Annotated in this window: 28 protein-coding genes; all 28 read left to right on the forward strand. The window is 70.7% G+C overall.

Annotated elements, in window-relative coordinates; genetic code table 11:
* Positions 1-222 precede the first annotated feature (222 nt).
* The 28 genes from GL325_RS00005 (at position 223) to GL325_RS00140 (ending at position 22314) form a co-directional block, all read left to right on the forward strand.
* Positions 223-570 carry a single-stranded DNA-binding protein gene (locus tag GL325_RS00005; protein ID WP_187768242.1) on the forward strand — a complete coding sequence of 116 codons (348 nt, stop codon included), beginning with the start codon at positions 223-225 and terminating at the stop codon, positions 568-570.
* The gene (locus GL325_RS00010) at positions 567-1562 is read left to right on the forward strand and encodes an HAD-IIA family hydrolase (RefSeq protein WP_187768243.1); all 996 of its coding nucleotides are present in this window, start codon (positions 567-569) and stop codon (positions 1560-1562) included. Before GL325_RS00005 ends, GL325_RS00010 begins: the two co-directional genes overlap by 4 nt.
* Positions 1559-1738 carry a hypothetical protein gene (locus tag GL325_RS00015; RefSeq protein ID WP_154594685.1) on the forward strand — a complete coding sequence of 60 codons (180 nt, stop codon included), beginning with the start codon at positions 1559-1561 and terminating at the stop codon, positions 1736-1738. Before GL325_RS00010 ends, GL325_RS00015 begins: the two co-directional genes overlap by 4 nt.
* Before the next feature lie 4 nt (positions 1739-1742).
* Positions 1743-2579: a TlyA family RNA methyltransferase gene (locus GL325_RS00020; RefSeq protein WP_154594686.1), complete on the forward strand. Its 837-nt coding sequence runs from the start codon at positions 1743-1745 to the stop codon at positions 2577-2579.
* Complete coding sequence (locus GL325_RS00025; protein ID WP_187768244.1) at positions 2576-3496, forward strand: NAD kinase; 921 nt, start codon at positions 2576-2578, stop codon at positions 3494-3496. The genes GL325_RS00020 and GL325_RS00025 overlap by 4 nt, the downstream gene beginning before the upstream one ends.
* The gene (recN, locus tag GL325_RS00030) at positions 3496-5163 is read left to right on the forward strand and encodes a DNA repair protein RecN (RefSeq protein WP_187768245.1); all 1668 of its coding nucleotides are present in this window, start codon (positions 3496-3498) and stop codon (positions 5161-5163) included. The genes GL325_RS00025 and recN overlap by 1 nt, the downstream gene beginning before the upstream one ends.
* Before the next feature lie 74 nt (positions 5164-5237).
* On the forward strand, positions 5238-6404 hold the full coding sequence (steA, locus tag GL325_RS00035) for a putative cytokinetic ring protein SteA (protein ID WP_154594689.1): 1167 nt from the start codon (positions 5238-5240) through the stop codon (positions 6402-6404).
* The gene (locus GL325_RS00040) at positions 6401-7270 is read left to right on the forward strand and encodes a copper transporter (RefSeq protein ID WP_187411418.1); all 870 of its coding nucleotides are present in this window, start codon (positions 6401-6403) and stop codon (positions 7268-7270) included. The genes steA and GL325_RS00040 overlap by 4 nt, the downstream gene beginning before the upstream one ends.
* 171 nt (positions 7271-7441) lie before the next feature.
* Entirely contained in the window at positions 7442-9103 is a 1662-nt protein-coding gene (locus tag GL325_RS00045; protein WP_154594691.1) for a CTP synthase, read from the forward strand.
* Between the two features lie 12 nt (positions 9104-9115).
* A complete protein-coding gene (locus tag GL325_RS00050; protein WP_154594692.1) occupies positions 9116-9721 on the forward strand; it encodes an NUDIX domain-containing protein in 606 nt (201 codons plus the stop codon).
* On the forward strand, positions 9718-10647 hold the full coding sequence (gene xerD, locus GL325_RS00055; RefSeq protein WP_255955249.1) for a site-specific tyrosine recombinase XerD: 930 nt from the start codon (positions 9718-9720) through the stop codon (positions 10645-10647). Before GL325_RS00050 ends, xerD begins: the two co-directional genes overlap by 4 nt.
* Before the next feature lie 17 nt (positions 10648-10664).
* Positions 10665-11516 carry a ParA family protein gene (locus tag GL325_RS00060; protein ID WP_154594693.1) on the forward strand — a complete coding sequence of 284 codons (852 nt, stop codon included), beginning with the start codon at positions 10665-10667 and terminating at the stop codon, positions 11514-11516.
* A gap of 35 nt (positions 11517-11551) precedes the next feature.
* The gene (locus tag GL325_RS00065; protein WP_373681473.1) at positions 11552-11815 is read left to right on the forward strand and encodes a hypothetical protein; all 264 of its coding nucleotides are present in this window, start codon (positions 11552-11554) and stop codon (positions 11813-11815) included.
* Positions 11816-11823: 8 nt separating this feature from the next.
* Entirely contained in the window at positions 11824-12711 is an 888-nt protein-coding gene (locus GL325_RS00070; RefSeq protein ID WP_374209339.1) for a ScpA family protein, read from the forward strand.
* Positions 12698-13411, forward strand: a complete 714-nt coding sequence (scpB, locus tag GL325_RS00075; RefSeq protein ID WP_187768247.1) for an SMC-Scp complex subunit ScpB — start codon at positions 12698-12700, stop codon at positions 13409-13411. Before GL325_RS00070 ends, scpB begins: the two co-directional genes overlap by 14 nt.
* Entirely contained in the window at positions 13404-14132 is a 729-nt protein-coding gene (locus GL325_RS00080) for a pseudouridine synthase (RefSeq protein ID WP_255467026.1), read from the forward strand. The genes scpB and GL325_RS00080 overlap by 8 nt, the downstream gene beginning before the upstream one ends.
* Entirely contained in the window at positions 14129-15193 is a 1065-nt protein-coding gene (locus tag GL325_RS00085; protein ID WP_154594697.1) for a prephenate dehydrogenase, read from the forward strand. The genes GL325_RS00080 and GL325_RS00085 overlap by 4 nt, the downstream gene beginning before the upstream one ends.
* Before the next feature lie 8 nt (positions 15194-15201).
* The gene (gene cmk / locus GL325_RS00090) at positions 15202-15855 is read left to right on the forward strand and encodes a (d)CMP kinase (protein ID WP_154594698.1); all 654 of its coding nucleotides are present in this window, start codon (positions 15202-15204) and stop codon (positions 15853-15855) included.
* A gap of 202 nt (positions 15856-16057) precedes the next feature.
* On the forward strand, positions 16058-16519 hold the full coding sequence (gene rpsP, locus GL325_RS00095) for a 30S ribosomal protein S16 (RefSeq protein WP_187411416.1): 462 nt from the start codon (positions 16058-16060) through the stop codon (positions 16517-16519).
* 2 nt (positions 16520-16521) lie between these two features.
* Positions 16522-16773, forward strand: a complete 252-nt coding sequence (locus GL325_RS00100) for an RNA-binding protein (RefSeq protein WP_154594699.1) — start codon at positions 16522-16524, stop codon at positions 16771-16773.
* Between the two features lie 7 nt (positions 16774-16780).
* The gene (rimM, locus tag GL325_RS00105; protein ID WP_154594700.1) at positions 16781-17296 is read left to right on the forward strand and encodes a ribosome maturation factor RimM; all 516 of its coding nucleotides are present in this window, start codon (positions 16781-16783) and stop codon (positions 17294-17296) included.
* Positions 17296-17985: a tRNA (guanosine(37)-N1)-methyltransferase TrmD gene (gene trmD / locus GL325_RS00110; protein ID WP_187411415.1), complete on the forward strand. Its 690-nt coding sequence runs from the start codon at positions 17296-17298 to the stop codon at positions 17983-17985. The genes rimM and trmD overlap by 1 nt, the downstream gene beginning before the upstream one ends.
* 116 nt (positions 17986-18101) lie before the next feature.
* Complete coding sequence (locus tag GL325_RS00115; protein WP_154594701.1) at positions 18102-19328, forward strand: ammonium transporter; 1227 nt, start codon at positions 18102-18104, stop codon at positions 19326-19328.
* A 174-nt stretch (positions 19329-19502) separates the two neighbouring features.
* Positions 19503-19853, forward strand: coding sequence for a 50S ribosomal protein L19 (gene rplS, locus GL325_RS00120; RefSeq protein WP_154594702.1), 351 nt, complete (start codon positions 19503-19505; stop codon positions 19851-19853).
* A 73-nt stretch (positions 19854-19926) separates the two neighbouring features.
* Complete coding sequence (gene lepB / locus GL325_RS00125; protein WP_187768248.1) at positions 19927-20589, forward strand: signal peptidase I; 663 nt, start codon at positions 19927-19929, stop codon at positions 20587-20589.
* 50 nt (positions 20590-20639) lie between these two features.
* Positions 20640-21293 (forward strand): signal peptidase I, encoded by a 654-nt coding sequence (lepB, locus tag GL325_RS00130; RefSeq protein WP_255467025.1) that lies wholly within the window; start codon positions 20640-20642, stop codon positions 21291-21293.
* Entirely contained in the window at positions 21290-22009 is a 720-nt protein-coding gene (locus tag GL325_RS00135; RefSeq protein WP_255955256.1) for a ribonuclease HII, read from the forward strand. The genes lepB (GL325_RS00130) and GL325_RS00135 overlap by 4 nt, the downstream gene beginning before the upstream one ends.
* A complete protein-coding gene (locus GL325_RS00140; RefSeq protein WP_154594705.1) occupies positions 22006-22314 on the forward strand; it encodes a DUF2469 domain-containing protein in 309 nt (102 codons plus the stop codon). Before GL325_RS00135 ends, GL325_RS00140 begins: the two co-directional genes overlap by 4 nt.
* The last annotated feature ends 5 nt before the right edge of the window (positions 22315-22319 follow it).

Here is a 22319-nt window from a genome sequence, read left to right on the forward strand (position 1 = left end):
GCCTACGCCGACACCCTCGCCGCAGCCGGACGCACCCAAGAAGCCATCACCTGGTTCCACCGCGTCGCCGGCACCGACACCCACGGACTCACCGACGCCCAAGACCGCATCAACCAACTCGAAAACTGACGCGGTCCACAGGTCCGGCGCGCGAGGAGCGCGGCGTTCACAGCCGGCTCACCGCCCCTGTCGGTGTCGCCGTGGCGCGGCCAGTCTGGCTGTATGACCGATGCCGACAACCACGTCCTCCTGCGCGGCCGTGTCGCCGACGTGGCGGAACGACGGACGCTGCCCAGTGGGGACGAGATCGTCTCCTTCCGCCTGATCGTCGATCGCAGTGCGGCGGCACGCCGTCGTTCGTCCCAGAGCGTCGACACCTTCGACTGTTCTGCCTGGACGGCGCGGCTCCGTGCCAAGGCCGCCCGGCTCGGTCCGGGGGACCGGGTCGAGGTCAGCGGCGAGCTCCGACGGCTCTTCTCCCGCAACGGTTCCGGGGTATCCAGTCGCGTCTACGTCGACCTCGGGTCGCTGACCCGGCTGCCTGAGTCCCCGGTAGCCTCGAACGCATGACCTTGGCCGCGACCGACAGCCCTCTGATCGCGTCCCATGACGCGGTCCTGCTCGACCTCGACGGGGTGGTCTACCGCGGTGGTGACGCCGTTCCCGGTGCCGTCGAGGCACTGACGTCGGTCGAGGGAGCGCGGTTGGCCTACCTCACCAACAACGCCAACCGCCCGCCCTCCGCGGTGGCGGACCACCTGCGAGACCTCGGGCTCACGGTCACCGTCGACGACATCGTGACCTCGGCCCAGGCGATCGCGGGCGTCATGGCGCACGACCTGCCCGCAGGCGCGACCGTGTTCGCGATCGGCGGAGAAGGACTGCGCACCGCGCTGAAGGAGCGCGGCCTCGTCCCGGTCGATGATCGTCACGCCCCCGAGGTGGCTGCGGTCGTCCAGGGATATGCGCCGCAGCTCGGGTGGCGTGATCTGGCCGAGGCCGCCTACGCGATCGAGACCGGACTGCCCTGGTACGCCAGCAACACCGACCTGACCATCCCCACCGCAGAGGGCATCGCGCCGGGCAACGGCGCGCTCGTCCATGCCGTGGGACTGGCCGTGGGGCGCGAGCCCGTCGTCGCGGGCAAGCCGTATGCGCCGCTGTTCGAGGAGACGATCGCACGCATCTCGCCGGGGGCCCCGCTCATGGTGGGGGACCGGCTCGACACCGACATCAGTGGTGCGCGCCGGGCATCGATTCCCTCCCTGTTCGTCCTCACCGGCGTCAACTCGCTGGCCGACGTCGTCAACGCGGCCGAGGACGAGCGTCCCGACTACGTGGGTCGTGACCTGTCCGCCCTGCACGACGCGCATCCCGAGGTCGTCGTCGAAGGTGACCGAGCCACCTGTGGATCGGCATCGGCCGAGATCGCCGACGGCGTGCTGCGGGTCGCGACGAGCGGGGGTCCCACCGAGACCCTCCGCGCGGTGGTGGCGCTCGGCTGGGCCGCGCGCGCCGAATCAGGGATCACCGTGACCGTCGATGCGACAATCGGGGCATGATGAGCGAACCCACGCCGGCCGGCGACGACCGTCCGGACGCTGCCACGACCGACGAGGCCGTCGCACTGCTGGCTGCGCTCGACGACCTCGACGTGGCCGAGCACCCGCAGGTGTTCGAAGCCGTCCACCGGGTGCTGCGCGACCACCTCGCCGGAACCCCCGGGGACCGAGGGTGAGTCGATGAGCCGCCGGGTGCGGCTCGATGCCGAGCTGGTGCGCCGCGGACTGGCACGCTCACGCGACCAGGCCGCGGGACTCATCGAACAGGGACGGGTGCTCGTCGGCGGAAATGCCGCGAGCAAGCCGGCCACCCAGGTCACCACCGACCAGGCGATCGTCGTCCGTGACGGCGACGATCCCGGCTGGGCCTCGCGCGGAGCGCACAAGCTCCTCGGGGCGTTGGAGGTCTTCGAGCCGCAGGGCCTGCGCGTCGAGGGGCGGCGCGCGCTCGATGCCGGGGCGTCCACCGGTGGATTCACCGACGTGCTGCTGCGCCGCGGGGTCAGCGAGGTCGTCGCGGTCGACGTCGGCTACGGCCAGCTGGTCTGGGCGCTGCAGTCCGATCCGCGGGTCCACGTCTTCGACCGGACGAACGTCCGTGCCATCGACACCGAGCTCATCGGCGGGCCGGTCGACCTGGTCGTCTCGGACCTGTCCTTCATCTCACTCACGTTGGTGCTGCCCGCCCTCATGCGGGTGTGCCGACCCGAGGGCGACATGGTGCTGATGGTCAAGCCCCAGTTCGAGGTCGGCCGCGAGAACCTCGGCAAGAACGGCGTCGTCCGCGACCCGGAGCTGCACGCGTCCGCGGTCCACGGGGTCACCACCGCCGCCTGGGCAGGCGGCTGGGGAACCCGCGGTCTCGCGCCCAGTCCGTTGCCCGGTCCTGCCGGCAATGTCGAGTACTTTTGTTGGCTCAGGACCGACGCGCCGGCCCCGGACGAGGCAGCGGCGCGCGCCGCGGTCGCTGCGGGCCCGTTGTCGGTCGGGAACCAGAAGGAAGGAAGCGGATCATGAGGAGCGTGCTGCTCGCGGTCCACGTCCTGCGGGACGGGGCTCCCAAGCTCGCCGCCGACTTCGCGAGGTCGTTGCAGGCCGCCGGGATCGAGGTGCGGGCGCTCACCGACGAGGTCGCGTACCTCGAGGCGGCCGGGGCGGTCGACCTGGTGGCCGTGGCCGCGACACCGGGTGCCGCCACCGACTGCGAGCTCGCGGTCGTCTTCGGTGGGGACGGCACGATCCTGCGCGCCGCCGAGCTGTGCCGCGGCACGGGAACGCCGCTCCTGGGCGTGAACCTCGGCCACGTCGGCTTCCTGGCCGAGGCCGACGAGGAGGATCTGGCCGACGTCGCCCGCCACGTCATCGCCGGCGGTCTGACCGTCGAGGAGCGACTCACCGTCGACGTCCAGGTCTTCCACAACGGCGAGATCGTCGCCACGAACTGGGCCCTGAACGAGGCCTCCGTCGAGAAGGCCTCCCGTGAGCGGATGCTCGAGGTCGTCGTCGAGATCGACGGCCGGCCCGTCTCGCGGATGGGATGCGACGGTGTCGTGTGCGCCACGCCGACGGGCTCCACCGCCTACAACTTCAGCGCCGGGGGACCGGTCGTGTGGCCCGAGGTGTCGGCCCTGCTGATGGTGCCGATCAGCGCCCACGCCCTGTTCGCCCGCCCGATGGTGGTCTCGCCCGAGTCCACGCTGGCGGTCGAGGTCGTCGGACACGCGGCGTCGGGGATCCTGTGGTGCGACGGGCGTCGCGCCGCCGAGCTGCCGATCGGCGCCCGGGTCGAGGTTCGTCGCGGCGTCGAGCCCGTGCGGCTCGCTCGTGTCCATCCCGCCTCCTTCGCCGACCGGCTCGTGCGCAAGTTCGAGCTCCCCGTCGCCGGCTGGCGCGGATCGTCCGGTGCGGCTCGCCGGGCCGCGGAGGACCGCTGATGTGGCGTTATCTCCGACTCGAGTCGCTCGGCGTCATCGAGGAGGCCGAGCTCGACCTCGGTCCCGGCTTCACGGTCATCACCGGCGAGACCGGTGCCGGCAAGACCATGGTCGTGACGGCGCTGGGTCTGCTGCGTGGTGAGCGGGCCGACCTGGCCCTCGTCCGCCGCGGCGCGGAGCGCGCCCGCATCGAGGCGTCGGTCCTCGCGACGCCTGAGGTGGCGGCCCTCGTCGAGGAGGCGGGCGGCCACGTCGACGACGACGAGCTCGTGCTCGCCCGCGTCCTGACAAGTCAGGGCCGCAGCCGCGCGCTGGCCGGTGGTTCGACCGTCCCGGCGGCGTTGCTGTCGCGCCTCGCCGACTCGTTGGTGGCCGTGCACGGCCAGTCCGACCAGCAGCGTCTGGTCCGGCCCCAGGAGCAGCGCGGAGCCCTCGACCGGTTCGCCGGCAGTGCGGTCGCCGACCTGCTCGAGCGGTACCGCCCGGCGTACGAGCGTCTGCGCGAGCTGCAGGCGCGGTTGACCGACCTGCGCACCCACGCCGGCGAGCGCCTGCAGCGGCTGGACCTCCTGCGGCACGCCCTGGACGAGATCGACGCGGTCGACCCCCAGCCGGGGGAGGACGAGGAGCTCGTCCAGCGCGAGAACCGTCTCGCCCACGCCGAGTCGCTCGCCGCTGCCGCGGCGGGCGCGTCGACCGTGTTGTCGGAGGACGAGCACTCCGCTGCCGCCGCGATCGCCGCGGCCCAGTCGGTGGTCGATCCCGTGACCGGCAACGACCCGCGGATCGAGGCACTGGCCGAGCGACTCAAGCGCGCCTCCATCGACCTGACCGACATCGCCTCGGAGTTCGCCGCGTACGCCGCCGACGTCGAGCTGGACCCCAGCGGCCTGGCCGCGGTCCAGGACCGTCGCGCCGCGTTGACCGCCCTGCAGCGCCGGTACGGCCCGAGTCTGGACGAGGTCATCGCGTGGGCCGAGCGCGCCCGTGCCGAGGTCCTCGAGCTGGATCTGGACGACACCGCGATCGAGCGCCTCGAGGAGGACGTCCGGACCACGCGGGAGACCGTCGTGGACCTCGCCCGGCAGCTGACGGAGGCCAGGACGAGCGCGGCCGAGCAGCTGTCCCGCGAGGTCGGCGCCGAGCTGGCCGACCTGGCCCTGCCCTCGGCCCAACTCGAGGTGCGGGTGGTGCGCGGCGAGCCCGGTCCCCACGGGGCCGACGACGTCGACATCTGGTTCGCCGCCAACAGCGGGGCCGAGCCCCGGCCGCTGGCGCGGGCCGCCAGTGGTGGAGAGCTGTCCCGGCTCATGCTCGCGATCGAGGTCGTCCTGGCCGGTCGCGACCCGGTGCCCACCCTGGTCTTCGACGAGGTCGATGCCGGGATCGGCGGGCGCACCGCCGTGGAGGTCGGCCGGCGGCTGGCGCGGCTGGCGCAACACGCGCAGGTCATCGCCGTCACGCACCTGCCGCAGGTCGCGGCGTTCGCCGACGCGCACTTCATCGTCAGCAAGTCCGACGACGGCACGGTCACCAGCAGCAGCGTGATCCGGCTCGACCAGTCCGGCCGCGTCGACGAGCTCGCTCGGATGCTGGCGGGTCTGGACGATTCCTCCGCCGCGCAGCAGCACGCCCGCGAGCTGCTCGACCTGGCCCGCACACCCTGAGCCCGACCTTTTCCCCGACCCCTCGGCGTGTCGAGGTTGAACTCTCATCGTTCGCCGGTTGCATGGAAGGCATCATGCCCATCTTGAAGCGCAGGAATCCTGCCGTGCCCGACGGGCCCGGCGTCGTCGGACCGGCGCGACTGTGTCGCGGACCCGCGGACCTCTCGTCCGTTCGTTCGGGGGACGTCGTGGTGCTGGACCAGCTCGACCTCGAGGCCGACACCGCCCAGTCGCTCGTCGACCGGGGCGTCGCCGCGGTCCTCAACGTCTCGCCGTCGTCGTCCGGCCGGTACCCGAACCTCGGGCCCCAGGTGCTGGTCGACGCCGGCGTCCTGCTGGTGGACCGGGTGGGCGAGGGCCTGTGGCAGACGCTGCGCAGCGGTGACGTCGTGCGGATCGACGAGGGGGTGGTGCTCCGGGGAGAGGACACCGTCGCCACCGGCATCGAGATGACGCCGTCCCGGGTCCGCGACCAGGTGGAGTCCGCGTCCTCCGGCCTGTCCCACCAGCTCGACTCGATCGTGACGAACGCGGCCGACACGTTGCGCCGCGACCGCGCGATGCTGCTGGAGGGCGCTGGCATTCCGGCCGTGGCCACCACCATCAAGGACCGTCCGGTGGTCATCGTGGCGGATGCGCCGGACGCGGCCCGGGACCTCAAGTCGATCCGCGCCTTCATCCATGACCACGATCCGGTGCTGGTCGGCGTCGGCGCCGGTGCCGAGCACCTGATCGCCGCCGGTCTGCGGCCCCATCTGGTCGTGGGCCGGGCGGACGACATCTCCGGACGCATGATCGAGCGATCCGGGGAGGTCGTGATCGTGTCGGCCACCGGTCACCTCGACCGTCCCGAGCTGTTCGAGGCGCACGGCCGCCAGCCGGTCGTGTTCACGGCTGCGGGCGCCCCTGAGAATCTCGCCGTCCTGCTGGCGGACCACCACGAGGCTGCGGTCATCGTGCAGGTCGGTCGCCCGTCCCGACTCGTCGACATCGTCGACGGCGACACCGCCGACGCCGCCGGGACCTTCATCGCGCGTCTGCGCGCCGGCTCGCGGGTGGTCGACGCCCACGCCGTCGCCTGGTTCGCGCGCCAGCGGTTGAGCTGGCTGACGCCGTTCCTGCTGCTGCTGGCGGGTGTCCTCGCGGTCGCGGTCGCCGTCGCCACCACCCCTCTCGGTCATGAGTGGCTCGCGCCCGTGACCGACCGTTTCTCCTCCTGGATCGAAGGACTCTTCTCGTGATCACTCTGCGTTACCACGTCATCTCCCTGGCCGCCGTGCTGCTGGCACTCGCCGCCGGCATCGCGCTGGGGGCGGGCCTGCTCGACGAGAGCGACGCCGTGACGACCGCCTCCGACTCGAACCGGGCCGAGGTGAGTCCCGCCCTGGCGGGCTTCGACGCGGGGTACGCCACGCTGACGTCGCCGGGTCTGCTGCGCGACAAGCTCAAGGGCCGGACCGTGCTGCTGCTGACCACGCCCGGCGCGCGCGACAACGAGGTCGACTCGTTGATCGAGAACCTCACGACCTCCGGGGCGCAGGTCACCGGGCAGGTCGAGCTGACCGCCAAGCTGCTCTCGCCCTCCAACCGCCAGTTCGCCGAGGGTGTCGCGACGCAGTCGGACCCGCAGGCGGCCACCGCCTCGAGCGCGTACGACAAGATCGGCACCGCGATCGCCCGGGGCTATCTGGCCGCCAAGGGCGACGGCGCGCTCGATGAGACGTCGCGCACGATCCGCTCGGCCTTCGTCGAGGGCGGACTGCTCGACCCCGACCAGGATCCCGACCGCTCCGCGCAGCTGGCGCTGGTCGTGTCCGGTCCGTCCGGCGCGTCGGCCGGGGGAGAGGGCACCGTCGTCTCCAGCCTCGTCACGAGCCTGGACGCCGGCAGCCAGGGTGTCGCCGTGGTCGGCCCCGTCTCGTCCGGCGAGAACGGTGTGGTCAACGCGGTCCGCGGCAGCGACGCCGCCGCGAACGTCTCGACCGTCGACGTCACCGACACCGGCACGGGACGCGTGTCCGCCATCTTGGCGCTGGTGCGTGAGGCGGCCGGTCAATCGGGCGCCTGGGGCACGTCGCGGGCCGCAGACGGCCCGGTGCCGAACTGAGCACTCTCGGCGCGTCCCGCGTGCGCGGTCCGCGCGGTGCTCGCTCGATGGTAGGCTGGAGTTCCGTGGAACCCAGAGTCGAATCGATCCTCACGGACGGTTCCTCAGACCACGGGTGCGGCCGCAGGCACCGCCCGGTTCCTCACTCGAATCGGAACCACGGGAGTCACGTTGGCAGTTAACACCGTCACCAAGCACGTCTTCGTCACGGGCGGTGTCGTCTCGTCGCTCGGCAAGGGCTTGACCGCGTCGAGCCTCGGCCGTTTGCTCAAGTCGCGCGGCCTGCGCGTCACGATGCAGAAGCTCGACCCCTACCTCAACGTCGATCCCGGAACGATGAACCCGTTCCAGCACGGCGAGGTCTTCGTCACCGACGACGGTGCCGAGACCGACCTCGACATCGGCCACTACGAGCGCTTCCTCGACGAGGACCTCGTCGGCCGCGCGAACGTCACGACCGGTCAGGTCTACTCCGACGTCATCGCCCGTGAGCGTCGCGGCGACTACCTCGGCGACACCGTGCAGGTCATCCCGCACATCACGAACGAGATCAAGGACCGGATGCTCTCGATGGGCGGCCCGGACGTCGACGTCGTGATCCACGAGATCGGCGGCACGGTCGGCGACATCGAGAGCCAGCCGTTCCTGGAGTCGGCCCGTCAGGTCCGCCAGGAGGTGGGCCGCAACAACGTCTTCTTCCTGCACGTCTCGTTGATCCCGTACATCGGCCCCGCGGGCGAGCTCAAGACCAAGCCCACCCAGCACTCGGTCGCAGCGCTGCGCTCGATCGGCATCCAGCCCGATGCCATCGTGTGCCGCTCGGACCGTCCCGTGCCGGCCGGCGTCAAGCGCAAGATCTCGCTGATGTGCGACGTCGACGAGGACGCGGTGGTCACGGCCATCGACGCCCCGTCGATCTACGACATCCCGAAGGTGCTGCACGCCGAAGGCCTCGACGCCTACGTCGTGCGCCGCCTCGACCTGCCCTTCCGCGACGTCGACTGGACCGAGTGGGACTCCCTCCTGCGCCGGGTCCACGACCCGTCCGAGGAGATCACGATCGCGCTGGTCGGCAAGTACATCGACCTGCCCGACGCGTACCTGTCGGTGGCCGAGGCGCTGCGCGCCGGCGGCTTCGCCAACGACGTGAAGGTCCGCCTGCGCTGGGTGCCGTCGGACGAGTGCGCGACCGAGGCCGGCGCCGCCGAGCAGCTCGGCGACGTCGACGGCATCTGTGTGCCGGGCGGCTTCGGCATCCGCGGCATCGAGGGCAAGCTGGGCGCGCTGACGTACGCCCGCACCCACCAGATCCCGACGCTCGGGCTCTGCCTGGGCCTGCAGTGCATGGTCATCGAGTACGCACGGACCGAGCTCGGCATCGAGGACGCGAGCTCGTCGGAGTTCGATCCCGCGACCGAGCACCCGGTCATCGCCACGATGGCCGAGCAGCAGGAGTTCGTCGAGGGCGCCGGCGATCTCGGCGGCACCATGCGACTGGGCCTGTACCCGGCCAGCCTCAAGGCCGGCAGCATCGTCAGCGAGCTGTACGGCTCGGACAAGGTCGAGGAGCGGCACCGTCACCGCTACGAGGTCAACAACGCGTATCGCAAGCCCCTCGAGGAGGCCGGCATGGTCTTCTCGGGCACGTCGCCGGACTCGACCCTGGTCGAGTTCGTCGAGCTGCCGCGCGAGGTGCACCCGTTCTACGTGGCCACGCAGGCCCACCCGGAGCTGCGCTCGCGTCCGACGCGCTCGCACCCGCTGTTCTCGGGCCTGATCGCGGCGGCGCTGAAGCGCAAGCTCGAGATGCGGCTGCCGGTCGAGAACGTATGAGGGACGCAGCCGGTGAGTGAGTCGATGGTTCACCCGCGGCTGCCCGGTCGTCTCGCGACGTCGTTGCGCCCGCCGGAGACGCACTGGCCCGTCGCCGCGTCCGAGGTCGGGTTCCACAACGACTACCTGACACTCACGGTCGACACGATCGTGGCGCCCGATCAGGGGCGTCACGGTCGCGTCGTGGTCCGGCCCAAGAGCGCGGTGGCCGTCGCGGCGGTCGATGAGCAGCGCCGCATCCTGCTGGTCGAGCAGTACCGGCATGCGCAAGGTGGTCGGCTGCTCGAGATCCCGGCCGGGATCATGGACGTCGAGGGCGAGTCGGCCCAGGTGGCGGCCGCGCGGGAGCTGGCCGAGGAGACCGACCTGCTGGCCGACACGTGGCACGAGCTGCTGACCCTCGCGCCCACCGTCGGGTACTCGACCGAGCGCATCACCGTCTTCCGGGCCACGGACCTGCGGCCCGTGCCCGACGCGGATCGCACCGTGCGGGAGGCCGAGGAGGCCGACATGGCGCAGTGGTGGGTCGACGTCGAGGAGGCCGTGGCAGCCTGCTTCGACGGCCGGATCATCGACGCCAAGACGATCGTCGCCATCTTGGCGGTGGCCCGGACGTGAGCGAGGCGGCGGTCGAGCGCGTCGTGGCCGAGTACCTGTCCCACCTCGGGGTGGAGCGGGGACTGGCCGAGAACACGCTCGCCTCGTACCGCCGCGACCTGCGTCGCTACGCCGCGTTCCTGTTGGACCGCGGACTGACCGATCCCGCCGCGATCACCGAGGCGGACGTCATGGCCTTCGCCGCCGCGCTCCGCACCGGCGACGAGGACCACCCGCCGCTGGGCACGTCGAGCGTCGCCCGCACCATCGTCGCGGTCCGGGGCTTCCACAAGTTCTGCCTGCGCGAGCAGATCGTCGCCAACGACGTGAGCTCGGCGGTCCGGCCGCCGCGACCGGCCTCCCGGCTGCCGAAGGCCCTGCCGCTGGAGGACGTCGAGGCGCTCCTGGTCGCGGCGGGGGAGCCCGGGACCGCGTTGGCGCTGCGCGACCGTGCCCTGCTGGAGGTGCTCTACGGGACGGGAGCGCGGATCTCCGAGGCCGTCGGCCTGGACGTGGACGACGTCGACCTCGACCAGTCCTCCGTCCTTCTGACGGGCAAGGGCTCGAAACAGCGCATCGTTCCGCTCGGGTCCTTCGCGCGCGACGCCCTCGAGGCGTACCTGACGAAGGCGCGTCCGCACCTCACCGCGGCGACGGGCAGCGGTCCGGCGATGTTCCTCAACGCGCGCGGCGGACGACTCTCGCGACAGAGCGCCTGGACCGTGCTGACGAAGGCCGCGCGCCGTGCCGGCCTGACGGTCGACGTGTCGCCGCACACGTTGCGTCACTCCTTCGCCACCCACCTGCTCGACGGCGGGGCCGACGTCCGGGTCGTGCAGGAACTGCTCGGTCACGCCTCCGTCACGACAACGCAGATCTACACCCTGGTGACGATCGACAAGTTGCGCGAGACGTACGCGGCGTCCCATCCCCGGGCGCTGGGGTGAGCGGTACAGTGACCGCTATGCCCAGCACGTCCCTCGGCCCCACCGGTCGCCCGATGCCCGACCTCCCGGAGCCCGGCCCCCGAGCGACTCAGGCCCCCGCCGTCGTCATCTCGATGTGCAACCAGAAGGGTGGCGTCGGCAAGACCACGACGACCATCAACCTCGGTGCCGCACTGGCCGAGACCGGCCGCCGCGTCCTGCTCGTCGACTTCGATCCGCAGGGCTCCCTGACGGTCGGACTGGGCTACAACGCCCACGAGATCGAGCAGAGCATCTACCACGTGCTGATGGACCGTGAGCTCTCCATGAAGGAGATCATCATGGAGACGTCCGTCAAGAACCTGGACCTCGTGCCGGCCAACATCGACCTCTCGGCGGCCGAGATGCGCCTGGTCACCGAGGTCGGCCGCGAGCAGGTCCTGGCGCGTGCCCTGCGCGACGTCCGCGGCGACTACGACGTGATCCTGATCGACTGCCAGCCCTCGCTCGGCCTGTTGACGGTCAACGCCCTCACCGCGTCCGACGGCGTGATCGTGCCGCTGGAGTGCGAGTACTTCGCCCTGCGCGGCGTGGCGCTGCTCAACGAGACGATCGAGAAGGTCCGCGACCGCACGAACTTCGACCTCAAGGTCATCGGCCTGCTCGGCACGATGTTCGACAGCCGCACCCTGCACGGCCGCGAGGTCCTGCAGACGCTCGTCGACGGCTGGGGCGACGCCGTGTTCCACACCGTCATCCGCCGCACGGTGAAGTTCTCCGACTCCACCGTCGCCGGCGAGCCGATCACCGAGTACGCCCCCACCTCGCCCGGTGCCGAGGCCTACCGTCAGCTGGCCAAGGAGGTGCTGCAGCGGTGTCCCGGCGCGTGAACCTGCCCGGGGCGGACGAGCTGTTCCGGCCCACCGTGCCCAGTGGCCGTCGCGACCAGGACCCGCCCGCCGTGCCTCCGGCCGGCAGCGGCCGGGTCAAGCACGACGAGAAGATGACCGTCTACCTCACCAGCGACGAGCTCCTGGCGATCGAGCAGGCGCGTCTGGAGCTGCGGTCCGTGCTGGGCCGCAAGGTCGACCGCGGCCGGCTGGTGCGTGCGGCGATCGCCGGTGCGCTCGCCGACCTCGAGACCCGCGGGGCGGACAGCGAGCTCGCCCGTCGCCTCGGCGAGGAATGAGCTCCTCGGTGTCCGTCGCAGAGTCGGCGTCCACCGACGCCCCCGACGCCGGCTTCTCGGTGACCCTGGGCAACTTCGAGGGTCCCTTCGACCTGCTCCTGCAGTTGATCTCCAAGCACCAGCTCGACATCACCGAGGTCGCGCTGTCGGTCGTGACGTCGGACTTCATCGCTTACACCCGCGAGCTCGAGGACGACCTCGAGCAGACGACGAACTTCCTGCTGATCGCCGCGACCCTGCTGGACCTGAAGACCGCGCGGCTGCTGCCGCAGGCCGAGGTCGAGGACGAGGAGGACCTCGCCCTGCTGGAGGCGCGCGACCTGCTCTTCGCCCGGCTCATGCAGTACCGCGCGTTCAAGACAGTGGCGGCGATCCTCGCCGAGCGCTTCGAGAACCAGCAACTGCGCCACCCGCGTGCCGTCACGCTCGAGCCGCGCTTCGCGACGCTGCTGCCCGAGGTCGAGATCCGCGCCACGGCGCAGGACCTCGCCGACCTCGCCGCCGCCGCCCTGGCGCCCAAGCAGGTGCCGCTGGTCAACCTGGCCCACCTCCACGCTCCGTCGGTCAGCGTCCGGGAACAGGCCCACCTCGTGGTCGACCGGTTGCGTCGCGAACGCTCGCTGACCTTCCGGGCGATCACCCAGGACGCGCCCGACGGCCAGACCAAGGTGGCGCGGTTCCTGGCGCTGCTGGAGTTGTTCCGCGAGGGCATGCTGTCGTTCGAGCAGGCCGTCCCGCTGGGGGAGTTGACCGTCCGGTGGACGGGTTCGGACGACGGCGACATCGACGTGGGGGACGAGTTCGACGAGCCGGGGCCTGCGGACGAGGACACCGAGCAGGCTACGCAGACAGTGACCGTGGATGAGACGACCGGAAGTGACGATGACCGAGAGTGAGCAGCAGGGGTTCACCGAGCCGGACGAGCCGGTGCAGAACCCGGTCGAGCCCGAACCAGCGCCGGTCGAGCTGCGCCCCGCCCTCGAGGCCGTGCTGATGATCGCCGACGAGCCGCTGGAGCACCTCGTGCTGGCGCAGGCCGTCGGGCACCCGCCCGCCGAGGTGGAGCTGGCGCTACGCGACCTCGCCGCCGAGTACACCGAGCAGGGCCGGGGCTTCGAGCTGCGCGAGCTGGCCGGCGGGTGGCGGTTCTACAGCCGCGAGGAGTACGCCGACGTCGTCGCCGCGTTCGTGCTCGAGGGCCAGCAGGCCAAGCTCAGCCAGGCGGCGCTCGAGACGCTCGCGGTCGTGGCCTACCGCCAGCCGATCAGCCGCTCGCGGATCTCCGCGATCCGTGGCGTGAACGTCGACGGTGTCGTGCGCACGCTCGTGACGCGGGGGCTCATCACGGAGCTCGGCCACGACGGCGAGTCGGGCGCGATCTTGTACGGCACGACGAACTACTTCCTCGAGCGCATGGGGCTCAGCAGCCTGGACGAGCTGCCCGAGTTGGCGCCGATGCTCCCCGACCTGGCCGACCTCGACAGCGAGCTCGAGCGGGTCGCGCAGGAGACCGCCGAGCGCGAGGCCGTGCCGGAGGACCAGGTGCCGGCCGTCGCCGATGCGCCGGCCGCGACCGAAGGCGGCGACCGTGGCTGAGCCAATCCGTCTGCAGAAGGTCCTGGCGGCCGCCGGGGTCGCCAGCCGGCGCCGTTGCGAGGAGCTCATGGTGGCCGGGCGCGTCGAGGTCAACGGCGAGGTCGTGACCCAGCTCGGCGCGCGCGTCGACCCGACCTCCGACATCGTGCGCGTCGACGGCAAGCGCATCCCGCCGCCGTCGGACCATGCCTACGTGCTGCTCAACAAGCCGCGAGGGATCGTCAGCTCGATGGCCGACGAGCAGGGCCGGCCCGACCTGACCGGACTGCTCGGTGACCGCGACGACCGGCTGTTCCACGTCGGTCGGCTCGACACGGACACCTCGGGCCTGCTGCTGCTGACGAACGACGGCGACCTGGCGCACCGACTGGCCCATCCGTCCTTCGAGGTCACGAAGACGTACGTGGCGCTCGTCGACGGCACGGTCGCGAACTCGATCGGGCGCACGCTGCGCGCGGGCGTCGAGCTCGAGGACGGCGTCACCGTCGTCGACCGTTTCGTGGTCCGTGACCGCAGCCGCGGCAAGAGCCTGGTCGAGCTCGACCTGCACAGTGGCAAGAACCGGATCGTGCGGCGCCTGCTCGATGCCGTCGGCCATCCGGTGATCGAGCTGACGCGCACCGCGTTCGGGCCGCTGCGACTGGGCGACCTTCGGTCGGGTGCCATGCGCGACCTGTCGCGCGAAGAGCTCGGAGCGCTCTTCGATAGCGTGGAGGCATGAGTGCCCCCTTGCCCGATGCCGTCGTCCCGGGCCCGGTACTCGTCATCGGCTGTGGCCTGATCGGCACGTCCGTCGCACTGGCGCTGCGTGACCTCGACGTGCCGGTCCACCTGCGTGACGCCAGTGCGTCCCACCTCGAGATCGCGGCGTCCGTCGGTGCCGGATCGCCCGATCCCGTCGAGTCCCCGGCGCTGGTCGTCGTCGCCGTTCCGCCGGCCGCGGTCGTCGAGACGGTCCGGTCGGCGCTCGCCGAGTTCCCGCAGGCCGTCGTCACGGACGTCGCCAGCGTGAAGGGCTCGATCTGCGCCGAGGTCACCGACCCGCGCTTCGTCGGCGGCCACCCCATGGCCGGCAAGGAGCGCTCCGGTCCGATGGCCGCGTCGGGTCTGCTCTTCGAGGGACGCGCCTGGGCCGTCGTGCCCACCGAGGGCACCGACCCCGACGCCGTGGCTCTCGTCGAGCGCGTCGCCACGTCGGTCGGTGCCGTGGTCCGCCGGATGGACGCGGCGTCGCACGACCGGGCCGTCGCCCTCGTCTCGCACGTGCCGCACCTGGTGTCGTCGCTGACGGCCGGTCTGTTGACCGAGGCGCCCACCGACGACCTCGCCCTCGCGGGCCAAGGACTGCGTGACGTCATCCGCATCGCGGGCAGCGACCGTGGCCTGTGGGTCGACATCATCGGCAGCAACGCCGGTCAGGTCGGCGACATCCTGGACGACCTCGCGGCTCGACTCGACGACCTCCGGGCCGCCGTGCGTGCCGGGGACGGATCCGTCGCCGAGCACCTCGACCGTGGCCGTGACGGCGTGAGCCGCGTCCCGGGCAAGCACGGCGAGCAGCCGACCGCCCTCGGGGTCGTCTTCGTGTCCATCGACGACACCCCCGGCGAGCTGTCGCGCCTGTTCTCCGACATCGGCGCCGCGGGCGTCAACATCGAGGACATGCGCATCGATCACGAGCTCGGGCGCCTCGTCGGCGTCGTCGAGGTCGTGGTGCAGGCCGCCGCCGCCGACGTACTTCACACCGCACTGATCGAACGCGGCTGGGCCGCGTTCCGCTGAGGAGATCCATGACCGACGTCATCGCCATCGACGGCCCCTCCGGGTCCGGCAAGTCCAGCACCTCCCGCGGGGTCGCCTCGCGGCTGGGCTACGCGTACCTGGACACCGGTGCGATGTACCGCGCCATGACCTGGGCGCTGCTCCAGCGCGGGGTGGACGTCCACGACGCCGATGCCGTCGCTGCGGCGGCCCACGAGGTCGTCCTGACCTCGGGCACGGACCCTGCCGGCCCGACGATCGCCGCCGACGGTGTGGACGTGTCCGGCCCCATCCGCGGGGACGAGGTCACCTCGGCGGTGAGCCCCGTCGCGACGGTTCCCGAGGTGCGCGAGCTCCTCGTGTCGCTGCAGCGCGAGGCGATCGCCCGGGCGACCGGGGGCATCGTCGTCGAGGGTCGCGACATCGGCACCGTCGTCGCGCCGGACGCCGGCCTGAAGATCTACCTCGTGGCCGACCCTGTCGCCCGGGCGAAGCGGCGTGCCGCCGAGCTCGGGGTCGAGGACGCCGATGCGATGCGCGAGGCCCTGGCCCGCCGTGACGCGATCGACTCCAACCGCGCCGCCTCGCCCCTGGCGCAGGCCGACGACGCCGTCGTCGTGGACGGCACGGACCTCACGCTCGACCAGGTCATCGACCACATCGTCGCCCTCGCGCAGCAGTGAGGAGGGGCGCGCGGGTGGCACCGGCCGCCTGCGCGTGAGCCGGATTGGATCACGGCTGCCCTGTCTGGCAGAATGAGTGATTGCGTCCGGAATCGGTGTGGCCCTCTCACCCGCCGACCCCGGCCCTCGATGAAGACCGGGCATGCCCCACATGTCGGGTCGCCGTCACCACAGCTCAACACACCAAGGAGACACCACACTCGTGGCAGTCAAGATTCGCCTCAAGCGGATGGGCAAGATCCGCACGCCGTTCTACCGCATCGTCGTCGCCGACAGCCGCACCAAGCGTGACGGTCGCGTCATCGAGGAGATCGGCACGTACAACCCCAAGACCGATCCGTCGACGATCAACGTCGACACCGAGCGCGCCCAGTACTGGCTCGGCGTCGGCGCCCAGCCGACCGAGGCCGTCGCGGCGATCCTCAAGCTCACCGGTGACATCGGTGGCGAGTCGACCCTCAAGCAGCCCGAGCCGAAGGCCGACAAGGCCGAGCTCTTCAACGCTGCTCTGAAGGACCTGCACGCCGAGCCGAAGAAGTCGGCCACCACCAAGGCCAAGAAGTCCGAGGCCAAGGCTGACGACGCCCCCGCCGAGGAGACCAAGGCCGAGGAGACCCCGGCCGAGGAGACCCCCGCCGCGGACACGAAGGCCGACGAGGCCTGATCATGGCCGCACCCATGCAGGAGGTCGTCGAGCACCTCGTCGCCGGCATCGTCGACAACCCCGACGAGGTCAGCGTCCGCCCCAAGCAGACGCGACGCGGCGAGCTGTTCGAGGTTCGGGTCAACCCGAACGACCTCGGCAAGGTCATCGGTCGCCAGGGCCGCACGGCCACGGCGATCCGCACCGTCGCATCGGCCATCGCCGGTGCCGACGGCGCGCGGATCGACTTCGTGGACGTCGACCGGCGCAGCTGAACCCGAGATGAGAGTCGTCGTCGGCCGTATCGGCCGTGCCCACGGGATCCGTGGCGACGTCACCGTCGATCCCAGGACCGACGAGCCCGACCGGCGTTTCGCCCCGGGCTCGTCGGTCCTGTGTCGTGGTGGCGAGCTGACGATCACCGCCAGCCGCGAGCACTCCGGCCGCCTGCTGGTCACGTTCGCCGAGGTCCCCGACCGCACCGCGGCCGAGGGCCTGCACGGGGCGATCCTCGAGGTCGAGGTCGACCCCGATGAGATCCCCGAGGACGAGGACGCCTACTACGACCGTCAGCTCCTGGGGCTGTCGGTCGTCGTCGCGGGCGAGACGATCGGCACGGTCGTCGAGGTCCTGCACCTGCCGGCCCACGACACCCTGGTGCTCGATCTGGACGGACGCACCGTCCAGGTGCCCTTCGTCGAGGCCCTCGTGCCCGAGGTCGATCTCGAGGCCGGCACCGTGACGGTCGAGGACCGTCCCGGGTTGTTGAACCCCGAGGAAGCGGACGAGGTCCGCTAGTGCGCATCGACGCGCTCTCGATCTTCCCCGACTACTTCTCGCCGCTGGACCTGTCCCTGCCGGGCAAGGCGCGGCGTTCCGGACTGGTCGACTTCCGCGCCCACGACCTGCGCGACTGGACTCACGACCGTCACCGCACCGTCGACGACACCCCGTACGGCGGTGGCGCCGGCATGGTCATGCGCCCCGAGCCGTGGGGCGAAGCCCTCGACGCCGTGTGCACCGACGAGGCCGTGCTGATCGTCCCCACGCCGTCGGGCGCCCCGTTCACCCACGCCGATGCCGTGCAGCTGTCCGGCGCCGAGCACCTCGTGTTCGCGTGTGGCCGGTACGAGGGCATCGACCAGCGGGTCATCGACCACGCCGCCACGCGGTGGCAGGTCCGTGAGATCTCCCTGGGCGACTTCGTCGTCAACGGGGGAGAGGTGGCCGCACTGGCCATCATCGAGGCCGTCGTGCGCCTGCTGCCGGGGTTCATGGGCAACCCCGAGTCGCTGGCCGAGGAGTCGCACGCCGACGGCCTGCTCGAGTACCCGGTGTACACCAAGCCCTCCCACTGGCGCGGCCTGGACGTGCCCGAGATCCTCCTGTCGGGCGATCACGGCCGCATCGCTGCGTGGCGGCGTGAGCAGTCGCAACTCAGGACGCAGCAACGTCGCCCCGATTTAACACGCGACGACCTCGGGTAACACGCTCGTAACGGCTGAGGTGCCGTCACGTAATCGCAGGTGAGCAGTATCGGTGACGCGCCACGGCAAGGGAGCCCCGGCGCTTTCCACGTGTTACCTACTGCGAAGAGGTTGATATGGAACCCGGGACGATTTGGCTGCTGATCTGCGCAGCCCTTGTTCTCTTCATGACGCCGGGTCTGGCGTTCTTCTACGGCGGCCTCGTCAAGGCCCAGAGCGTCATCTCGATGATGATGCTGAGCTTCGGCGCCATGGGCTTGGTCTTCGTGCTGTGGATCCTCTACGGCTTCAACATGGGCTCGGCCGGCGAGTCCGACCTCATCGACGGCTGGCTGGCGAACCCGTTCTCGGACTTCGCCCTGCAGGACCTCGCGACCAGTGACGGCGCGTCCGGTCTGGCCGGTGTGGCCTTCGGCTCGACCTTCGCCGTGATCACGACCGCGCTGATCTCGGGTGCCGTCGCCGACCGCGCGCGGTTCTTCCCGTGGATGCTCTTCTCCGGTCTGTGGGCCACGATCGTCTACTTCCCGTCGCAGGGCTGGGTGTGGGGCTTCGACGACGACGGACTCACCGGTTGGATCGGCACGCTCGAGATCGGTGACGCGGTCCCGATCGACTGGGCCGGTGGCACGGTCGTCCACATCAGCGCCGGCGCCGCGGCCTTCGCCCTGGCGCTCGTGCTCGGCAAGCGCACGGTCGGCTTCAGCAAGGCGGACGCCGAGCCGCACAACGTTCCGCTGGTCCTCATCGGCGCTGCGATCCTGTGGTTCGGCTGGTTCGGCTTCAACACCGGTGCCGCCGTCGACGTCAACACCGCCGCGATCATCTTCCTCAACACGATCGCCGCTCCGGCAGCGGGCATCTTGGGCTACATCGTCGTCGAGCACTTCAAGGACGGGAAGCCGACCGCCGTCGGCGCCGCCTCGGGCATCGTCGCCGGCCTGGTCGCGATCACGCCGTCCGCCGCCAACCTGACGCCGTTCTGGGCCATCGTCCTGGGCCTGTTCGCCGGTGCGGTCTGCTGCTTCGCGATCGACCTCAAGTACAAGCTCGGCTACGACGACTCGCTCGACGTGGTCGGCCTGCACCTGGTGGCCGGCTTCATCGGCTGCCTGTACCTGGGCTTCTTCGCCACGGACACGGGCCTGTTCACCGGCGGCGACCTCGACCAGCTGATCGCGCAGATCATCCCGGCCGTCTTCGTCGCGGTGTTCTCCTTCGCGGTGGCCTTCGGCCTCGGCAAGGCCATCGACGCCACGGTCGGCTTCCGCGTCACGGAGGAGGAGGAGGTCGCCGGTCTGGACAACATCCTGCACGGCGGCGCCGCCTACAAGTTCGACTGATCACGTGTCACCGGCGCCCCGTCCCCGATTTCCTCGGGGGCGGGGCGCTGTGGCATCATTGACTGCTGGTGCCGGTCGACTCTGCCACGAGGGAGTCTCCTCAGCGCACCACCCGAATTCTTCGAGCAACACCGACATCCGCCAGGTGACTTGTGGCACCGGCGAGGAGAGAACATGACGAACGTCATCGACCAGATCGCAGCGCAGAGCAAGCGTGACGACATCCCCGAGTTCCGGGCGGGCGACACCCTCAAGGTGCACGTCAACATCGTCGAGGGCAACCGCTCGCGCGTCCAGATGTTCCAGGGCGTCTGCATCAAGGTGCAGGGCTCGGGCATCGGCCGTACCTTCACCGTCCGCAAGGTCAGCTTCGGCGTCGGCGTCGAGCGTACGTTCCCGCTCCACTCGCCCGTGATCGAGAAGATCGAGATCTTCAGCCGCGGCGACGTCCGTCGCGCCAAGCTGTACTACCTGCGCAACCTGCGCGGCAAGGCCGCCAAGATCAAGGAGAAGCGCGAGATCTGATCTCCCGTCTCCGCGACGACCCCGTTCCTGTCCAGGAGCGGGGTCGTTGCCGTTCGCTGGCTAGGATCTCGGCGTGACCGACGAGACCTCCCGCGGGCGACGTGTGCCGTGGTGGCTCGAGGTCCCGCTCTTCGTCGTGGCCACCCTGGTGCTCGCGCTGGTCGTGAAGGCGTTGCTCTTCCAGGCGTTCGTCATTCCGTCGAGCTCGATGGTCCCGACGCTGGCCGAGCAGGACAAGATCGTCGTCCAGAAGTGGTCGTACTGGGCGGGGGAGCCCCAGCGCGGCGACGTCGTCGTGTTCAAGGACCCGGGGCAGTGGCTCACCGACGTCGATCCGCCCTCGCCGTGGCAACGAGCGCTGCAGGCGGTCGGTCTGTCGCCGGCCGGCGGACACCTGGTCAAGCGCGTCATCGGCGTCGCCGGTGACGAGGTGCGGTGCTGCGACGCCGAGGGCCGCACCCTGGTCAACGGGGAGCCGGTCGACGAGCCCTACCTGGCCGATGCGCAGGACAACGCCGAGCGGACGTTCCAGGTCACTGTTCCGCGCGGGCGGCTCTGGGTCCAGGGGGACAACCGGGGGAACTCCAAGGACTCGCGCCTGCACGTCGACGACGCCGGCGAGGGCTTCGTGCCTGTCGATCTGGTGGTCGGCCGACTGTGGTGGCGGGTCTGGCCGCTGGACCGCTTCGGAGGGGTCGGGGGCACCGACGCGTTCGAGCGCGTACCGCGTCCGTGACGCGGCCCCCGTTGCCCGGTTCGCTTCCGCCCAGCCGGTAGGCTCATCTGGTGCCCGAGGAGAAACGTCAACTGCCGTTGTGGCAGGAATCCCTCCTCCTGGTCGCCACGGCCCTGGTCCTGGCGCTGATCGTCAAGACCTTCTTCTTCCAAGCGTTCTACATCCCGTCGGACTCGATGGTCCCGACGATGGTCCAGGACGACAAGCTCCTGGTCGAGAAGTGGTCCTACTGGTCCGGCGGTCCCGAGCGGGGCGACATCGTCGTCTTCCGCGACCCGGGCAACTGGCTGGGCCCCGATGTCGACGAGTCGTCCAACGGCGTGCAGCGTGCCCTCGAGGTCGTGGGGCTCTTCCCGTCCGGTGGACACCTGATCAAGCGGGTCATCGGCGTCGGCGGCGATCGCGTCGTGTGCTGCGACGAGCAGGGACGCACCACGGTCAACGGCGAGCCGGTCGACGAGCCCTACCTGGCCGACCAGGAGATGAACGCCGACCAGACCTTCGACGTCAAGGTGCCGAAGGGCTACCTGTGGGTCCAGGGCGACAACCGCGGGAACTCGGCCGACTCCCGTGCTCATCTCGGTGAGCCCGGGGGAGGGTTCATTCCCGACGACGACGTGGTCGGCAAGGCATGGTTGAGGGTGTGGCCGCTCAATCGCTTCGGACTGATCAAGGACTCGAACGCGTTCGACGAGGTTCCGTGACCTCGGCGCCGACCCTGCGCGTCGAGCGCCGGCTGCTGCGCGAGGGTCGCACGGCCCTGGCGTGCAGCGACGAGGTCGGGCGCGGAGCACTCTGCGGCCCGGTCACGATCGGCATGGTCGTCGTGACCGAGCACACCCGCACCGCACCGCAGGGCGTCCGCGACAGCAAGCTGCTCACTCCGCAGGCCCGCGAGGCGCTGGTCCCCAAGATCCGCCGCTGGGCACCGGTCCACGGTGTCGGTCACGCCAGCCCCGCCGAGATCGACGAGTACGGCATCATCGCCGCGATGCGACTGGCCGGCCACCGTGCCCTGGCCCAGCTGACCGTGCGCCCCGACGCGGTGCTCCTGGACGGCAACCACGACTACCTCAGCGTTCCCGACCAGTCCGCCCTCTTCGGGCCGCCCGACCTGATCGACGACCTGCCGCCGGTCATCACCATGATCAAGGCCGACATGCGGTGCGCCGCCGTCGCGGCAGCCAGCATTCTGGCCAAGACGACGCGCGACGCGATGATGGTCGAGCTGTCGGCCCAGCACCCCGAGTACGGCTGGCACCTGAACAAGGGGTACTCGGCGCCCGAGCACATCGCTGCGCTCGCGCAGCACGGACCGACGGTCCACCATCGCCGCTCCTGGTCGTTGCCCGGATGCGAGCCACGACCCGAAGCGGTCGTCACGATGACCGACACGACGCGAGAGGCGGTGGCCGGATGAGCGCCGAGGACCTGGAACGGTACGAGAACGAGATGGAGCTCTCGCTGTACCGCGAGTACCGCGACGTCGTGTCGATCTTCAAGTACGTGGTCGAGACCGACCGGCGCCTCTACCTGTGCAACGCGGTCGACGTGAAGGTGCGGTCGGAGTCCGGTGACGCCTACTTCGAGGTGACCATGGCCGACGCCTGGGTGTGGGACATCTACCGTCCGGCCCGCTTCGCCAAGAACGTCAAGGTGCTGACGTTCAAGGACGTCAACGTCGAGGAGCTCCAGGACTCCGACGTCAAGCTCCCTCCCTCCTGACGGCC

Origin of the sequence: Aeromicrobium sp. 636 (assembly GCF_024433585.1) — a bacterium.
Taxonomy (GTDB): Bacteria; Actinomycetota; Actinomycetes; order Propionibacteriales; family Nocardioidaceae; genus Aeromicrobium; species Aeromicrobium senzhongii.

Coding starts and splice junctions, on each gene's coding strand:
- GL325_RS00005 (WP_187768242.1), top strand. CDS start 223: ATGACCGATGCCGACAACCACGTCCTCCTGCGCGGCCGTGTCGCCGAC.
- GL325_RS00010 (WP_187768243.1), top strand. CDS start 567: ATGACCTTGGCCGCGACCGACAGCCCTCTGATCGCGTCCCATGACGCG.
- GL325_RS00015 (WP_154594685.1), top strand. CDS start 1,559: ATGATGAGCGAACCCACGCCGGCCGGCGACGACCGTCCGGACGCTGCC.
- GL325_RS00020 (WP_154594686.1), top strand. CDS start 1,743: ATGAGCCGCCGGGTGCGGCTCGATGCCGAGCTGGTGCGCCGCGGACTG.
- GL325_RS00025 (WP_187768244.1), top strand. CDS start 2,576: ATGAGGAGCGTGCTGCTCGCGGTCCACGTCCTGCGGGACGGGGCTCCC.
- recN (WP_187768245.1), top strand. CDS start 3,496: ATGTGGCGTTATCTCCGACTCGAGTCGCTCGGCGTCATCGAGGAGGCC.
- steA (WP_154594689.1), top strand. CDS start 5,238: ATGCCCATCTTGAAGCGCAGGAATCCTGCCGTGCCCGACGGGCCCGGC.
- GL325_RS00060 (WP_154594693.1), top strand. CDS start 10,665: ATGCCCAGCACGTCCCTCGGCCCCACCGGTCGCCCGATGCCCGACCTC.
- scpB (WP_187768247.1), top strand. CDS start 12,698: ATGACCGAGAGTGAGCAGCAGGGGTTCACCGAGCCGGACGAGCCGGTG.
- GL325_RS00085 (WP_154594697.1), top strand. CDS start 14,129: ATGAGTGCCCCCTTGCCCGATGCCGTCGTCCCGGGCCCGGTACTCGTC.
- cmk (WP_154594698.1), top strand. CDS start 15,202: ATGACCGACGTCATCGCCATCGACGGCCCCTCCGGGTCCGGCAAGTCC.
- GL325_RS00100 (WP_154594699.1), top strand. CDS start 16,522: ATGGCCGCACCCATGCAGGAGGTCGTCGAGCACCTCGTCGCCGGCATC.
- rimM (WP_154594700.1), top strand. CDS start 16,781: ATGAGAGTCGTCGTCGGCCGTATCGGCCGTGCCCACGGGATCCGTGGC.
- GL325_RS00115 (WP_154594701.1), top strand. CDS start 18,102: ATGGAACCCGGGACGATTTGGCTGCTGATCTGCGCAGCCCTTGTTCTC.
- rplS (WP_154594702.1), top strand. CDS start 19,503: ATGACGAACGTCATCGACCAGATCGCAGCGCAGAGCAAGCGTGACGAC.
- GL325_RS00140 (WP_154594705.1), top strand. CDS start 22,006: ATGAGCGCCGAGGACCTGGAACGGTACGAGAACGAGATGGAGCTCTCG.